Source organism: Pseudolabrys taiwanensis, assembly GCF_003367395.1.
Taxonomy (GTDB): domain Bacteria; phylum Pseudomonadota; class Alphaproteobacteria; order Rhizobiales; family Xanthobacteraceae; genus Pseudolabrys; species Pseudolabrys taiwanensis.
The window spans coordinates 2,825,898-2,841,488 of the sequence record NZ_CP031417.1 but is presented as its reverse complement, the minus strand read 5'-3'; the positions used below and the strand labels follow the sequence as shown (position 1 = coordinate 2,841,488).

Annotated in this window: 13 protein-coding genes and 1 tRNA gene; 7 read left to right on the top strand and 7 right to left on the bottom strand. The window is 64.4% G+C overall.

The annotated features are described in order from the left end of the window. Positions 1-148 precede the first annotated feature (148 nt). Positions 149-1,039, bottom strand: a complete 891-nt coding sequence (locus DW352_RS13595; RefSeq protein WP_115694411.1) for a LysR family transcriptional regulator — start codon at positions 1,037-1,039, stop codon at positions 149-151. A gap of 23 nt (positions 1,040-1,062) precedes the next feature. Next, positions 1,063-2,028, bottom strand: coding sequence for a thioredoxin-disulfide reductase (gene trxB, locus DW352_RS13590; protein WP_115691830.1), 966 nt, complete (start codon positions 2,026-2,028; stop codon positions 1,063-1,065). Positions 2,029-2,277: 249 nt separating this feature from the next. On the opposite strand from trxB, the gene DW352_RS13585 reads away from it, so the two are divergent. Genes DW352_RS13585 through DW352_RS13575 form a run of 3 tightly spaced genes read left to right on the top strand, consistent with a single transcriptional unit; the run spans position 2,278 to position 3,990 of the window. After that, on the top strand, positions 2,278-2,745 hold the full coding sequence (locus DW352_RS13585; RefSeq protein ID WP_210209829.1) for an Lrp/AsnC family transcriptional regulator: 468 nt from the start codon (positions 2,278-2,280) through the stop codon (positions 2,743-2,745). Positions 2,746-2,779: 34 nt separating this feature from the next. Then, complete coding sequence (locus DW352_RS13580) at positions 2,780-3,439, top strand: chromate transporter (RefSeq protein ID WP_115691828.1); 660 nt, start codon at positions 2,780-2,782, stop codon at positions 3,437-3,439. Then, entirely contained in the window at positions 3,436-3,990 is a 555-nt protein-coding gene (locus DW352_RS13575; protein ID WP_115691827.1) for a chromate transporter, read from the top strand. Before DW352_RS13580 ends, DW352_RS13575 begins: the two co-directional genes overlap by 4 nt. Positions 3,991-4,005: 15 nt before the next feature. Here the strand turns inward: DW352_RS13575 and DW352_RS13570 are convergent, their stop codons facing one another. From DW352_RS13570 to carB, 3 genes are all read right to left on the bottom strand, one after another. Continuing rightward, complete coding sequence (locus tag DW352_RS13570) at positions 4,006-4,398, bottom strand: YciI family protein (protein WP_115691826.1); 393 nt, start codon at positions 4,396-4,398, stop codon at positions 4,006-4,008. A 296-nt stretch (positions 4,399-4,694) separates the two neighbouring features. Continuing rightward, positions 4,695-5,168 (bottom strand): transcription elongation factor GreA, encoded by a 474-nt coding sequence (gene greA / locus DW352_RS13565; protein WP_115691825.1) that lies wholly within the window; start codon positions 5,166-5,168, stop codon positions 4,695-4,697. Positions 5,169-5,414: 246 nt separating this feature from the next. Next, positions 5,415-8,708 carry a carbamoyl-phosphate synthase large subunit gene (carB, locus tag DW352_RS13560; protein ID WP_115691824.1) on the bottom strand — a complete coding sequence of 1,098 codons (3,294 nt, stop codon included), beginning with the start codon at positions 8,706-8,708 and terminating at the stop codon, positions 5,415-5,417. A gap of 315 nt (positions 8,709-9,023) precedes the next feature. Between carB and DW352_RS13555 the strand changes: the two genes are divergently transcribed. Next, the gene (locus DW352_RS13555) at positions 9,024-10,037 is read left to right on the top strand and encodes a YihY/virulence factor BrkB family protein (protein ID WP_115691823.1); all 1,014 of its coding nucleotides are present in this window, start codon (positions 9,024-9,026) and stop codon (positions 10,035-10,037) included. An 18-nt stretch (positions 10,038-10,055) separates the two neighbouring features. Here DW352_RS13555 and DW352_RS13550 read toward each other — a convergent pair. After that, positions 10,056-10,130 (bottom strand) — tRNA-Ala (locus DW352_RS13550). Between the two features lie 595 nt (positions 10,131-10,725). Here DW352_RS13550 and DW352_RS13545 point away from each other — a divergent pair. Continuing rightward, on the top strand, positions 10,726-11,553 hold the full coding sequence (locus DW352_RS13545; RefSeq protein ID WP_115691822.1) for a formate/nitrite transporter family protein: 828 nt from the start codon (positions 10,726-10,728) through the stop codon (positions 11,551-11,553). 65 nt (positions 11,554-11,618) lie between these two features. Next, positions 11,619-13,352 carry a bifunctional protein-serine/threonine kinase/phosphatase gene (locus DW352_RS13540; protein WP_115691821.1) on the top strand — a complete coding sequence of 578 codons (1,734 nt, stop codon included), beginning with the start codon at positions 11,619-11,621 and terminating at the stop codon, positions 13,350-13,352. A 15-nt stretch (positions 13,353-13,367) separates the two neighbouring features. On the opposite strand, the gene DW352_RS13535 is transcribed toward DW352_RS13540, so the two are convergent. Continuing rightward, positions 13,368-14,285, bottom strand: a complete 918-nt coding sequence (locus DW352_RS13535) for a LysR family transcriptional regulator (RefSeq protein ID WP_115691820.1) — start codon at positions 14,283-14,285, stop codon at positions 13,368-13,370. 148 nt (positions 14,286-14,433) lie between these two features. On the opposite strand from DW352_RS13535, the gene DW352_RS13530 reads away from it, so the two are divergent. After that, complete coding sequence (locus tag DW352_RS13530) at positions 14,434-15,570, top strand: uroporphyrinogen decarboxylase/cobalamine-independent methonine synthase family protein (protein WP_115691819.1); 1,137 nt, start codon at positions 14,434-14,436, stop codon at positions 15,568-15,570. Positions 15,571-15,591: the final 21 nt, after the last annotated feature.

The following is a 15,591-nucleotide window of genomic DNA, read 5'->3' as shown; positions in this document are numbered from 1 at the left end:
ATATCGCTGCTCAGCAACGCGGCACACCGCATGTCAGCCATGCTGAATTTGCCGTCACATGACGGATGCGGCAAACGCGATATGAATTGTGGCGCTTGTGCGTTCGCCCGCATTTGTTCGCGCGGGCGAAACGTTCAGCGATATGAACTTAGAAATTCCAGCGCTGCGCATTCGCGACGAGGAAGTCGCGGAAGACCTGAATGCGCGCGACGGATTTGAGTTCTTCGGGATAAACGAAGTACGCATCGAGCGCGAGCGTGTTCGCTTCGCCGAACAACTGCACCAAGCCGCCATTCTCTTCGACGAGATAGTCCGGCAGCATCGCGACGCCGAGGCCGCGCTGACACGCGCGCAACACGCCGAGCACGTTGTTGATCGACAATGTCGGCGTGCGCGAGCCTTTGCCGTCGCGGCCGGCATCGAGCAGCCAGCGCCGGTTGGAGAAATGCGCCGGCACGGCGCCGCCGAGCAGGATGATGCGGTGGCTGTCGAGCTCTTCGTGCGTGCGCGGCGTGCCGAAGCGCTTGAGATAATCGGGCGACGCGTAAGCGTGGAAGTGCACCGAGAACAGCTTGCGCTGAATGAGATCCGGCTGCGTCGGTTGCCGCAAGCGGATGGCGACGTCGGCCTCCCGCATCGCGAGATCGAGCTCTTCGTCGGTGGTGATGAGCGTGATCTGGATGTCGGGATAGAGATCGAGGAATTCGCCGAGCCGCGGCGTCAGCCAATGCACGCCGATACCGAGCGAGGTGTGCACCTTCAGCTCGCCGTTCGGCCGCTCGCGGCTGTCGGTGAGTTTGGTGCGCGCCGCTTCCAGCTTCATGAACACTTCATGCGCCGTGCGGTAGAGTAGTTCGCCCTGTTCGGTGAGGATCAGGCCGCGCGCATGGCGGTGGAAGAGCGAAACGTTGAGTTCGCCCTCCAGCGCGGAAACCTGCCGCGATACCGCCGACTGCGACAGTCCAAGACGCTCGCCGGCATGGGTGAAGCTGCCCGCTTCCGCGGCAGCGTGAAACACTTTCAGCTTGTCCCAGTCCATCGACGAACTGTGCGTGGTCATCGTCATTCGGCGGCCGCCCGTTGCGTTTCATGTGCGGCCAAAAACCGCTCGACTTCGAGCGCCGCCATGCAGCCCTGTCCGGCGGCCGTGACCGCCTGCCGGTAAATGTCGTCGGTGACGTCGCCGGCGGCGAACACGCCGGGCACCGAGGTTGCGGTGGAATGGCCGGCCGTGACGATGTAGCCGGACGGCTTCATCTGCACCTGGCCGACGAACAGCTCGGAGGCCGGCTGATGGCCGATGGCGATGAACACGCCGTCGATCGCGCGCTCGGTGGTCGCGCCGGTCTTGATGTTCTTGAGCCGTACCTGATTGACCTTGAGCGGGCTCTCGCTGCCCATGACGTCGTCGAGCACGCTGTCCCAGAGAACTTCGATTTTCGGGTTCTTGAACAGCCGGTCCTGCAGGATCTTCTCGGCGCGGAAGTGATCGCGCCGGTGCACGATGGTGACCTTGGAGGCGAAATTGGTCAGGAACAGCGCTTCCTCGACGGCGGTGTTGCCGCCGCCGACGACGATGACTTCCTTGTTGCGATAGAAGAAGCCGTCGCAGGTGGCGCAGGCGGAGACGCCGTAGCCTTTGAACTTCTGCTCGGAAGGCAGGTCGAGCCAGCGTGCCTGGGCGCCGGTGGCGATGATCAGCGCCTCGGCGAGATAGACGTCGCCGGAGTCGCATTCGAGCCGGAACGGGCGCTGCGACAGGTCGGCTTTGAGCACGGTGTCGGTGATGATCCGCGTGCCGACGTGTTCGGCCTGCTTCTGCATCTGCTCCATGAGCCAGGGGCCCTGGATGACATCGGCGAAGCCGGGATAGTTCTCGACGTCGGTGGTGATGGTGAGCTGGCCGCCCGGCTGGATGCCCTGCAGCAGGATCGGCTGCAGCATCGCGCGCGAGGCATAGATGGCGGCGGTGTAACCGGCCGGGCCGGAGCCGATGATGACGACTTTGGCGTGGGTGGTCTTTGACATGGAGAAGCCCCCTGGCGGGCGTTTAGGGTTGCTCCCCCGGCATCGCCCGGGCTGACCGGACGGAAAACGCCGGCTCTTTTGCCCAGTCCCGATGTATGGCCTCCTGAGGAGCTATGCAAGATACGCAACCCCTGGAGTCACAGACTTGGGGTCAACGACCCCCTGATCCTCTGGATTTCGCGCAATATTCTTTCGCGAAACAATATTTCGCGGTATGGAAGGAGCATGCCGATCGAAAAGGATTCCGTCTTGCCAGCCCGCCTGGACGCCATTGACCGCAAGATCCTCAAGGAATTGCAGGACGATGGCCGGATCACCAACGTGGAACTCGCGCGCCGGGTCGGGATTTCCGCGCCGCCTTGCCTGCGCCGCGTGCGGGCGCTGGAGGAGGCCGGCTTCATCAAGGGGTATCGCGCCCTGCTCGACGAGAAGATGCTTGGCTACGAAGTGGCGGTCTTCGCCATGGTGCATCTCGCGAGCCAAGCCGAAACCGATCTCGCCGCGTTCGAGGACTTCGTGCGCAAGCAGCCGCTGGTACGCGAATGCTGGATGCTCTCGGGCGAGATCGATTTCGTGCTCAAATGCGTCGCGCCGGACTTGAAGACCTTCCAGGCCTTCGTCGAGAAGCTCACCTCGGCGCCGAACGTACGCAACGTGAAGACCTCCTTGGTGCTGCGCAACTCCAAGGATGCGGCCATGGTGCCGATGGAGGACTAGTCCTCCCTGAGCGCACAGCATCGCCGGCACGGGCGTGGCGCAGGCCGATGAGCCTGCCGCGCATACCAGCTTCGCGGCGCTCGCCCCGATGCGCGACTCTCACGGCGTCGCTATGGTGCGGCAGAAAGCCGACACCGCCGTGACCGAACAAGCGCCTCGTCCGACCCTCTTCGCACTCTTCCTCGTCTTCTTCCGTATTGGGCTGCTCAGCTTCGGCGGCGGTCTGAGCGGCTGGGTCTTCCGCGAGGTGGTGACGCTGCGCGGCTGGCTGGACGAGGACGAGTTCATGTCGGGCTTTGCCATGAGCCAGATCCTGCCCGGCGCCAACATCACCAATCTCGGCGTTTACGTCGGCCAGAAGTTGTTCGGGGTCGCGGGCGCGGCCATCGTGCTGTTTGCCTTGCTGTGCGGTCCGTTCTTCGCGGTGATCGGCCTCGCCAGCATCTACGGCGCGCTCAATTCGCTTCCCTTCGCGGAGACGGCGATGGATGGCGTCGCCGCGGCGGCCATCGGCTTGTTGCTGATCGTCGCCGGCCGCGGTGCCAAGCGCGCTTCGCGCCACATGGCGTCGATGGCGGCGCTGCTCGCGACCTTCATCGGCGTCGCTTTTCTGCATGTGTCGTTGCTGCTGGTCGTTGTGGTCATCGGGCCGTTGTCCGTGTGGGCGGCCTGGAACCGGAGCGCCGGTCAATGAAGGATGACCTGCCGCTCGCGTTGATCCTCGTCTTCGTGCCGTTCTCGCTGGTCTCGATCGGCGGCGGCACCAGCATCCTCGCCGGCATCCATCATCAGGCCGTCGACGTGCATCACTGGGTCACGGCCCGCGAATTCGTCGATCTGTTCGCCATATCGCGCGCGGCGCCCGGGCCGGGCTCGATGCTGACCACCTTGATCGGCTGGCACGTCTGGGGCTGGTCGGGCGCGGTGATCGCGACGCTCGCCTTGTTCGTGCCGTCGTCGCTGCTGTGCTACGGCGTCGCGCATGTCTGGCGGCGTCATCGCGGCAAGCGCTGGCATACCGCGCTGGAGCAGGGACTCGCGCCGATCGGCATCGGTCTCATGCTCGCCGGCGCGGTGACGGTGCTGCGCATCGGCAGCGGCGGTGTGCTTGCGTGGGTGGTGGCGTTCGGCTCGGCCGGACTCATGTCGTGGCAGCCGCGCCTGCATCCCTTGCTCATCTTCGCCGTTGGCGGGGCGATCTTCGTCGCCGCCCGCGCGTCCGGTCTGTCTCTCTTCGGCAGTTGAGCGCGGTCAACGCGATCAGATGACTTCGCGCTTGCCGTCCGAATAGGTCAGCTTGATCGTCACCGTGCCTTCGTTGAGCAGCCACGGCCGCACCGTGTAGCTGCGCGCGCCGGCTTTGTGCATCGGATCGGACGCGGCGATCGCCTTCGCCGCGGCGAGCGACTCGGCCCGGACGATGACCATGCCTTCGCCTTCCCAGGCCTCTTCGGCATCGTTCCAGAACGGACCCGCGCCGAACATGATGCCGCGCCGCTCGAGGTCGATCTGAAAGTCGAGATGCTCCTTGAGCACCGCCATGACCGGCTCCATGCCCTTCGTCGGCTTGGTGAAGATCACATAGAGCTGCTTGCGCAGCATGCCGTCGCAGGCTTGCAAAATATCCGTCACAGCAATCGATTGCAGACTCATGGTCGTTTCCTCATGCCCTTGGCGGGTCACGGCGACCCGCGCGGCGGAGCATAAGTCAAAACGCCGCCGCGCACCGGCTATGAATCGCGGGCGCGCGATCCGGCGCTTTCACATCGTGAACCGGTGCAGCGGGGAGGGCTAAGGCCGGACGGCGCTTCTGCGCGCGTCCGATCTCTTTGCGCACTGTATGAATCAGTGCCGTGGCGAATGCGAAGATCGAGAAAGAGTGAGCCGGCCCCAAAAAAACGAAGGCCCGGCTGTTGGCCGGGCCTTCGACAACGCCAGGCAGGCGCGGTCTACCGCCACTCCACCTTCTTGATCTCGTAAGCCTTGGCGCCGCCGGGCGCGTTGACCTCGACGGTGGCGCCCTTCGCCTTGCCGATCAGCGCGCGTGCGAGCGGCGAGGTGATCGAAATCTTGCCGGCCTTGGCATTGGCTTCGGGCTCGCCGACGATCTGCCACACCTTCTTCTCTTCGGTGTCTTCGTCGATCAGGGTGACGGTGGCGCCAAACTTGATGGTGTCGCCCGACAGCTTGGAGACGTCGATGATGTCGGCGCGCGCCAGCTTGTCCTGCAGCTCGTCGATGCGGCCTTCGTTGAGCGACTGCTGTTCCTTGGCGGCGTGATATTCGGCGTTCTCCGACAGGTCGCCATGCGAACGCGCCTCGGTGATCTGCTGGATGATGCGCGGCCGCTCGACCGACTGACAATGTTTGAGCTCGGCTTCGAGCACGGCATAGCCCTCGGCGGTCATCGGAATCTTTTCCATCGTTCTATTCTCCTCTCGGCGGGCGCCAGATCAAACTTGAACGTGCAATCGCGCCGCCAAGCCTTTCACCCTTAAAATTTCGCTCCGACCTTTCGTAATACGACTCCGGCCACGGGTTCCCGTACCGGAGTCTTAAGACGAGGGCCGCTTAAAAAGGCCCGGGCCCAGGCGATCTCCCGCCGGGACCCTGAAGCCTTCCAACTAACTCACACCGCCACGTTCAGGTCCGCGCCCAGCGCGGAAAACTCACGAGCGGTTGTAGCTTTGCAGCGCCCGCACCTCGAGGTCCCCCCCGAGATAGGCTTTGATGCCTTGCGCCGCCGCGACGGCTCCCGAAAGAGTGGTGTAGTACGGGACTTTATGCAAGAGGGCGGCATGGCGCAGGGACCGGCTGTCGGCCAAAGCGGTCGCCCCCTCGGTCGTGTTGAAAACGAGCTGGACGCCGCCGTTCTTGATGGCGTCGACGATGTGCGGCCGCCCTTCCAACACCTTGTTGATCTTGGTCGCCTGCACGCCCTGTTCGGCCAGGAAGCGCTGGGTGCCGGAGGTGGCGATCGTCTTGAAGCCCAGCGCGGCGAGCAGCTTGATCGCCGGGAGGATGCGCGCCTTGTCGTCGTCGCGGACCGAAACGAAGACTGTGCCGGACCGCGGCAAAACGGTGCCGCCGCCGATCTGACTCTTGGCGAAAGCGACTTCGAAGGACGTATCGAGCCCCATCACCTCGCCGGTGGACTTCATTTCCGGCCCGAGCAGCGTGTCGACTCCGGGGAAGCGGGCGAAGGGGAAGACGGCTTCCTTTACCGCGCGGTGCGCATAGGTGCTGTGCTTGAGATTGAAACTTGCGAGGCTTTCGCCGGCCATGACCCGGGCGGCGATCTTGGCGATCGGCAGGCCGATCACCTTGGCGACGAAGGGCACCGTGCGCGAGGCGCGCGGATTGACCTCGAGCACGTAGATCGCGCCGTCCTTGATGGCGTATTGCACGTTCATCAAGCCGCCGACATTGAGCGCCAGCGCCAGTTCGCGCGTCTGCCGCTCGAGCTCGGCAATCATGTCCTTGGACAGCGAGTAGGGCGGCAGCGCGCAGGCGCTATCGCCCGAGTGAATGCCAGCTTCCTCGATGTGTTCCATGATGCCGGCGATGAACGTGTCCTTGCCGTCGGCGAGACAGTCGACATCGACCTCGGTCGCATCCGTCAGATAGCGATCGATTAGCAGCGGGCTCTTTTCCGACACCACCAGCTCGGACGGCTTGTCGAGCGTCGCCGCGAGGCGGCTGACATAGCGGTCGAGCTGCGCACCGTCGCGCACGATTTCCATGCCGCGTCCGCCGAGCACGTTCGAGGGGCGGATCACGACGGGATAACCGATCTTGTCGGCGATCTCGCGCACGGCCGCCGGCGACGTGGCGATGCCGTTCTGCGGCTGGCGCAGGCCGAGCTTGTCGAGCAGCTTCTTGAAGCGGTCGCGGTCTTCCGCGAGGTCGATGGCGTCGGGCGAGGTGCCGAGGATCGGCACGTTCGCCTTTTCCAGCGCGCTCGCGAGCTTGAGCGGCGTCTGGCCGCCGAACTGCACGATCACGCCGTGCAGCGTGCCCTTCGAGCGCTCGACGTCGATGATCTCGAGCACGTCTTCCGGCGTGAGCGGCTCGAAATAGAGCCGGTCGGACGTGTCGTAGTCGGTCGACACCGTCTCCGGATTGCAGTTGACCATGATGGTCTCGTAGCCCGCGTCCTTGAGCGCGAAGCAGGCGTGGCAGCAGCAGTAGTCGAACTCGATGCCCTGGCCGATGCGGTTCGGGCCGCCGCCGAGAATGACGACCTTCTTCTTGTCCGAGGGCCGCGCCTCGTTGGCCGGCGCGCCGGCGAACGGCGCTTCGTAGGTCGAGTACATGTAGGCGGTGGGCGAGGCGAACTCGGCGGCGCAGGTATCGATGCGCTTGAACACCGGCCGCACATCGAGCGCGCGGCGCTTGCCCGTCACGGTGTCGGCGTCGCTGCCGGTGAGCTTGGCCAGCCGCTTGTCGGAGAAGCCCATCGCCTTGAGCCGGCGCAGCGGGCCGGCCGTGGTCGGCAGCCCCTTCGCCTTGATCTCGGCTTCGGTCTCGACGATGCCGCGGATCTCGGCGAGGAACCATGGATCGATGCGGCAGGCATTGTAGATGAGCTCGTCGCTCGCGCCGAGGCGCATCGCCTGCGCCACTTTCAACAAACGCTCTGGCGTCGGCGTGCCGAGCGCGGCGCGGATGGCGTTTTTGTTGTCGGCATCGTCCATGCCCTTGGCCGGATCGAAGCCCTCGATCTCGATCTCGTCGAGACCGGTGAGGCCGGTCTCCAAAGAGCGCAGCGCCTTTTGCAGCGACTCCTGGAAATTGCGGCCGATCGCCATGGCTTCGCCCACCGACTTCATCGATGTGGTGAGCACCGGCGACGCGCCGGGGAATTTCTCGAAGGCGAAACGCGGAATCTTGGTGACGATGTAGTCGATCGTCGGCTCGAACGAAGCCGGCGTCGCGCCGCCGGTGATGTCGTTGGCGATCTCGTCGAGCGTGTAGCCGACCGCGAGCTTGGCCGCGACCTTGGCGATCGGAAAGCCCGTGGCCTTCGACGCCAGCGCCGAGGAACGTGACACGCGCGGGTTCATCTCGATGACGATCATGCGGCCGTCGGCCGGGTTGATCGCGAACTGCACGTTCGAGCCGCCGGTCTCGACGCCGATCTCGCGCAGCACGGCGATCGAGGCGTCGCGCAGGATCTGGTATTCCTTGTCGGTGAGCGTCAGCGCCGGCGCGATGGTGATCGAGTCGCCGGTGTGCACGCCCATCGGATCGATGTTCTCGATCGAGCAGATGATGATGCAGTTGTCTTTCTTGTCGCGCACCACCTCCATCTCGAACTCTTTCCAGCCGAGCACCGATTCTTCGATCAGCACTTCGCTGGTGGGGGAGGCGTCGATGCCGCGCTCGACGATCTCGATGAATTCGGCGCGGTTATAGGCGATACCGCCGCCGGTGCCGCCGAGCGTGAAGGACGGACGGATGATGGCCGGCAGGCCGATGTCTTCCAGCGCTTCGAGCGCCTGCGCCAAGGTCTTGATGTGATGCGAGCGCGGCGTCGGCAGACCGATCTTGGTCATCGCTTCGCGGAACAGTTCGCGGTCTTCCGCCTTGTCGATCGCCTCGGCGGTGGCGCCGATCATCTTCACGCCGAACTTGTCGAGCGTGCCCATCTTCTTGAGCGACAGTGCGCAGTTCAGCGCCGTCTGGCCGCCCATGGTCGGCAAGAGCGCGTCCGGCCGTTCCTTCTCGATGATCTTGGCGACGATCTCGGGCGTGATCGGCTCGATATAGGTGGCGTCGGCGAGATCGGGATCGGTCATGATCGTCGCCGGGTTCGAGTTGACCAGGATGATGCGGTAGCCCTCTTCCTTGAGGGCCTTGCACGCCTGGGTACCCGAGTAGTCGAACTCGCAGGCCTGACCGATGACGATCGGACCGGCGCCGATGATCATGATCGATTTGATGTCAGTGCGTTTGGGCATTGGCTGACGCGACTTGTCCTTTGCCGTTCGTCATCCCGGGGCCGCATCGGCGCGGACCTGGAATCCAGAGGCACATGTCGAGCTTGCGTCTGGATTCCGGGCCCGGCCATTGGCCGTCCCGGAATGACCGGAAACCACGGGGCACACAAAAAAAGGGCGCGCTTTTCGCGCGTCCTTTGCCCCAAGCGGGGGCTACGCCCCGCGCGAGGGGCTGCTTAGACCAGAATCGCCGGGTAGGGAAGGGCGCAGGCCGTCCAAGTCCCCATTCGGCCACAGCTCCGTCGAACCCGGGGCGGCCGGCGCGGTTATGGACCTATGGCCCTCATCGACCGCATCACTCCCGGTGTCCGGCGCACGAATGTGCCGGCCTTGTTGGCGGGGGCGGCGCTGGTCGGCACCTACGCGCTCAGCCTGGCATTCCGTCCGGCGGCACCGGCCCAAAGGCTGGCGGCGACCACCGCGATCGTGCCGCGTCGCGGCTGGACGTTCTGGCGCGGCGTTCTGCTGCGCACGTACACTGCATTCAATGACGACCGCCTGCTCGCGCTGGCTGCAGGCGTTGTGTTCTACGCGCTTCTCGCGCTGTTTCCGGCGATCACGGCGCTGGTGTCGAGTTACGCGCTGTTCGCGGCGCCCTCGACCATCACCGGCCATCTGGCGCTGGTCGCCAGCATGGTGCCGCAGGGCGCCTACAGCATCGTCGACGAGCAGGTGACGCGGATCGTGACCCGCACGACGGGAACGCTGGGCTTTACTTTCTTCTTCGGTCTTGGCCTGGCGCTGTGGAGCGCCAATGCCGGCGTGAAGGCCGTGCTGGACGCGCTCAACATCGCCTATGGCGTGAAGGAACGCCGTGGTTTTATCAGGCTCAATCTCGTGTCGCTGGCGTTCACGATCGGCGGCATTGCGATGCTGTTGCTCGCCATCGCCGGCGTCGTCGCGATGCCTATTGCGCTCTCTTATCTGCCCGTCGGCCGCTTGAATGAGAGCGCGCTGACATGGCTGCGTTGGCCGGGGCTGCTTGTGCTGCTGCTGCTCGGATTGGCGCTGCTCTATCGCTTCGGTCCCGACCTCGATAATGCGCGGTTTCGCTGGATCAGTCCCGGCGCGGCCTTTGCGACGCTGGCCTGGCTGTTAGGCTCGGCGCTGCTGTCCTGGTATTTGCGCAGCTTCGCCGATTACGACGCGACCTACGGCTCGCTCGGGGCGGCTATGGCGCTGATGATGTGGATGTGGATGAGCGCCATCACCGTGCTGCTCGGGGCTGAGCTCAATGCCGAGATCGATGCCGCCGCGGCCGCGTCTCGGGCAAGGGACGATGATCTGTGACGCTGCGGGTCGGAAGATTGGAGGCCCGGCCTGGAATCGAACCAGGCTGGAAGACCTTGCATGGCTTCTGCGTCGCCACTCCGCCACCGGGCCGTCCGCAGCCATAAGGGGGCAGCCTTTCCGGAAGGTGTATGGGATCGCAGACTCCCCTTCGGCTGGCCGTTGGGGTTAACGCTGCCTTAACAGCCTGGCGCACGACGGCGGGCGTCGGGCGTGGCGTCTAATTGTGCATTCTAGGCCAGGCGGTGGGCAGGCGGCGGTGATCGGGCCGCCGAGCGGGGCCCTGCCTTAAGCCGATACTGTCCGTCGATGCGCCCGTCGGCCGCCGCGGCACTTTGGCATACCCCTTGCTTTTATCCCGGCACAGTCAACGACGACTGCCGCTCTGCGGGCTGCCGACGCCAATGACGGCCGAGGCATGGAAAGCGCGAAACCGCCCGGTTCGGGTGGTTTGGCCATCGTCGTTGCGCCTGCCTTCTCGCATCGTGTCACGACATTTCCCCCGCGCCTTCGAGCGGCCGTCGCACGTCAGGAAGCAAGCGTGTGAGCCGATGCACTGCCAATCAGAAACCGGCTTCTGCCGCACACGCGTGCGGTCGGGTCGCGCGCTCACGCCCATCGCTTCGGACAGCGTCGAACACGGCTGACGCTGCCGGCTGCTCCGCACACCTATAAGGGGGACTCAGGAATGTCTTATCTCGTGCCTTCGGAATTCGCCACCAAGATGGTGGATGCCGGTGAATCCAAAGTGTTCATGTCGACGCGGGACACGGTGGTGCGCGCCTATATGGCCGGCGCCATTCTCGCTTTGGCGGCCTGGATGGCGATCACCATCAATGTGAATACAGGTCAGCCGCTCGCCGGCGCGATCCTGTTTCCGGTCGGCTTCATCATGCTTTATCTGCTGGGCTTCGATCTGCTGACCGGCGTGTTCGTGCTCGTGCCGCTGGCTTTGCTCGACAAGCGGCCCGGCGTCACGGTGAAGGGCGTGTTGCGCAACTGGGCCCTGGTGTTCATCGGCAATTTCGCCGGCGCGCTCACCGTCGCTTTCATGATGGCCTTCGTCACCACGTTCGGCTTCACGCAGGGGCCGGACAAGGTCGGCACCGTCATCGGCAATATTGGCGAAAGCCGCACGCTCGGCTATGAGTCGCATGGTGCGGCGGGCATGGCAACCTTGTTCATCCGCGGCATGCTGTGCAACTGGATGGTGTCGACCGGCGTAGTCGGTGCGATGGTGTCGACCAACGTCACCGGCAAAGTCGTCGCCATGTGGATGCCGATCTTCCTGTTCTTCTACATGGTGTTCGAGCATTCGGTCGTGAACATGTTCTTGTTCCCGGCGGGCCTGATGCTGCACGCCAAGTTCTCGATCCTCGACTACTTCATCTGGAACGAGATCCCGACCGCGCTCGGCAACCTCGTCGGCGGCCTCGCCTTCACCGGCCTGACGCTTTACGCGACGCACGTCCGCACCGCGCCGAAGCGCACGGTCGAACTCCGCAAGGTCGCGTAATTAAAGTTCAAGCGGTGGGGCCTCGCCTGTTAGAGTGAGGCCCCATTGCATTTTGGCCGGGGGCGATGCCGGGCGGGCTGAAAATATCGGTCGGGCAGTATTCTGATAAAGGTCGCAAAGAGACCAATCAGGATTTCCACGGCGTTCTGGTGCCGCAGGAGCCGCTGCTCAGCGCGAAGGGCGTCGCGATCGTCCTTGCCGACGGCATCAGCAGCAGCGATGTCGGCCACATCGCCAGCGAATCCGCCGTCAAGAGTTTCCTGACCGACTATTACTGCACGTCGGAAACCTGGACCGTGAAGACATCCGCGCAGCGGGTCATCGCGGCCACCAATTCCTGGCTCCATGCGCAGACGCGGCGCGGCCGCAATCCATACGACAAGGACAAGGGTTACGTCTGCACGCTGAGCGCGATGGTCGTCAAATCGGCGACCGCCCACATCTTTCACGTCGGCGACGCGCGCGTCTACCGCGTTGCCGGCCATTCGCTCGAGCAACTCACCGACGACCACCGCGTCGTCGTTTCATCGGAACAGTCATATCTCGGCCGCGCGCTCGGCATCGGCGCGCAAGTGGAAATCGATTATCAGAGCCTGCCGATCCAGAAAGACGACGTCTTCGTGCTGGCGACCGACGGCGTGTACGATTACGTCGGCGCGCGGGACATCGTCGGCGCGGTCAAGGACAACAACGCCGATCTCGACCGGGCGGCGCGGCGTATCGTCGAACTGGCCTACGGCAATGGCAGCAACGACAATCTCACGGTGCAGATCGTCAGGATCGACGCCGTGCCGGACGGCGAGGCGGGTGAAGTCGTCGACCGGCCGTCGGAACTGCCGCTGCCGCCGCTGCTCGAAGCGCGCATGGTGTTCGACGGCTATCGCATCGTGCGCGAACTGCACGGCTCGAGCCGCAGCCATATCTATCTTGCCGTCGACACCGCAAGCGACGCGCTGGTGACGCTCAAGCTTCCCTCGATCGATCTGCGCGGCGATCCGGCCTATCTGCGGCGCTTCGTCATGGAGGAGTGGGTCGCGCGGCGCATCAACAGCGCCCATGTGCTCCGGCCCTGCGGCCAGGACCGGAAACGCAACTACCTCTACGTCGTCATGGAGTACATCGACGGCCAGACCTTGCGGCAGTGGATGACGGACAACCCCAAGCCGGATGTGGAAACGGTGCGCGGCATCGTCGAGCAGATCGCCGCCGGGCTGCAGGCTTTCCACCGCATGGAGGTGCTGCACCAGGATATCCGGCCCGACAACATCATGATCGACAAGACCGGCACCGTGAAGATCATCGATTTCGGCTCGACCAAAGTCGCCGGTGTGGTCGAAGCCAAGCCGGAGGCCGCGGACGATATCCTCGGCACGCCGCAATACACCGCGCCGGAGTACTTCCTCGGCGAGAGCGGCGCGCAGGGCTCCGACATCTTTTCGCTCGGCGTGATCGCCTATGAGATGTTGACCGGCCGGCTGCCTTATGGCGCGAAGGTGGCGACGACCCGTACGCGCGCGCAGCAGCGCAAATTGAAGTATCGCCCGGCGATCGGCGACAACAGCGCCATTCCCGCTTGGCTCGACAAGGTGCTGGAGAAGGCGGTTCAGCCCGATCCGTTCAAGCGCTACAGCGAACTATCGGAGTTCGTCTTCGACCTGCGTCATCCGCCGCGCGCGTTTCTCGATCCGGTGCCGGCGCCGCTGATCGAGCGCCATCCTTTGTTGTTTTGGCAGGGGCTGTGCTTCGTCCTCGTCTGCGCCGTTCTGTTTCTGCTCGCGCGCCTGCACGGCGTCATCTAGGCAACGGTCGCCGCGTCAGTCGGCGTAGGTGTTGGGGTCGTGCTCCCTGAACCAGCGCATCAGCCATGAATTCACGGTCTTGACCTTGCTCGAACGCGCCAGGGAGCGCGGATAGACCGCGGCGAGCGGCCGCGACCCAAGCCGGTGGCGGCGCAGCAGCGGCGTCAGCCGCCCCGCTGCGACGTCTTCGGCGACCGCGTAAAGCGGCAGGATGGCGATGCCGAGTCCGCGCAACGTCGCCTCGCGCAGCAGCAGGGCGCTGTTGGACTGGAACGGCCCATCGATCTTCACCGACAACCGCTTGCCGTCGCTGTCGAAGCGCCACAGCCGGTCGTTCGGCTCGAGATTGAGATGCGCGAGACAGGCGTGGTGCTTGAGATCCTGCGGATGGTTCGGCCGGCCGTGCCGCCGGATGTAATCGGGCGCCGCGCAGACCAGCCATTCGAGCGTCGCGATACGCCGCGAGATCAGCGCCGAGTCGTTGATCGAGGAGATGCAGATCGCGATGTCGTAGCCCTTCTCCATGAATTCGTTGGCGCGAAACGAGAAGTCCTCCAACGACAACGACAATTGAAGCTGCGGCTCGGCCTTCGCCAGCGCCAGAATGGCATCGGCGAGCTTGAGCGTGCCGAACGACTTCGGTCCCACCATCTTGACGGTGGTCGCGGTCTTCTCGCGGTAATGACCGAACTCCTGCTCGCGCTCCATTTCGCGCAAGACGCCTTCGCAGAACTCCAGATAAGAGTGCGCGGCTTCGGTCGGCGCCACGTTGCGCGTCGAGCGGCTGAGCAACGGAAAGCCGAGATGCTGTTCGAGCGCGATGATGTGCCGCGAGATCAGCGCGCGCGAGACGCCGAGCTGCCGCGCCGCGGTCGAGAAATTGCCGGCGCGCATCACCCGCACGAAACTCTGCATCGCCTTCAGACGGTCCATGGCGGATCCATTGTCGACAAATATGCGACACTCTTTTGCACAATCAGCGCTTTCGTCGTGACGCCGTCAACCCCTAGGCTGACCGTGACAACATGCGAGCGGCCCGGACTCAAAGGGACGCCGCGCTTTGCTAGGGTAGGAAATCGCCATGAACGTCCACGCCGCCGTTGCGACGGTCAATCCGCCATTTCGCGCCGAGCATGTCGGCAGTCTGCTGCGGCCGGCGGAATTGCTGCGCCAGCGCGAGCGCTTCGAACGCGGAGAGATCGACCGGGATGCGCTGACGGTGGCGGAGGACCAGGCCATCCGCGATGCCATCCGGCTGCAGGAACAGCTTGGCTTCAAGTTCGTAACCGACGGCGAGTTTCGGCGCCGCTCCTATCACAGCTTCTTCTATCGTCAGCTCGGCGATCTGAGCATCGACACGATCGGCGGTGCGGACGCGGTCGGTGCAAAGGATGGTGGCGGCCGCGGCGCGCAGCCGATGGCGCTCATCCGCAGCCGCGTGAAGTGGACGCATCCGATCAACGGTCCCGATGTCGCCTTCCTGAAGGCGAATTCCGAGCGACTGCCGAAGATCACGATCCCGGGTCCGTGCGCGCTGCATTTCCGCGGCGGCGACGCGGCGGTGACGGCGAGCGCTTATAAGGACACCGATCAGTTCTGGTCGGACACGGTGGAAGCCTTCACTCTCGAGCTGAAGTCGCTGGCCGACGCGGGCTGCAGCTATGTGCAGATCGACGAGACCGCGTTCGCGAAGTTCGGCGATCCCGACGTGCAGGCAAGCCTCGCCGCGCGCGGCGACAACTGGAGCGAACTGATCGACAAATACATCGCGGTGACCAACCGCGTGCTGCGCGCGGCGCCGCCGAACATGCGCATCGGCATGCATCTGTGCCGCGGCAATCGCGGCGGTCACTGGCACGCCGAAGGCAGCTATGAAGAGGTCGCGGAGCGACTGTTCAACGCGCTGGAGATCCCGTTCTATTTCCTGGAATACGACACGCCGCGCGCCGGCAGCTTCACGCCGCTACGTTACGTTCCCGCCCGCAAGCACATCGTTCTCGGCCTCGTATCCTCGAAGTCGCCGGTCATTGAAGACAAAGCCGCGCTGCGCAGCCGGCTCGAAGACGCCACCAAATTCGTCCCGCTCGACCGGCTGTCGGTCAGTCCGCAATGCGGTTTCGCCAGTGTCGATACGGGCAATCCCGTCACGCCGGAGGTGCAGAAGCGCAAGCTTGCTTTGGTCTGCGAACTGGCGCGGGATATCTGGAGCGACACATAAACAACAAAAAATGGGGAGGCC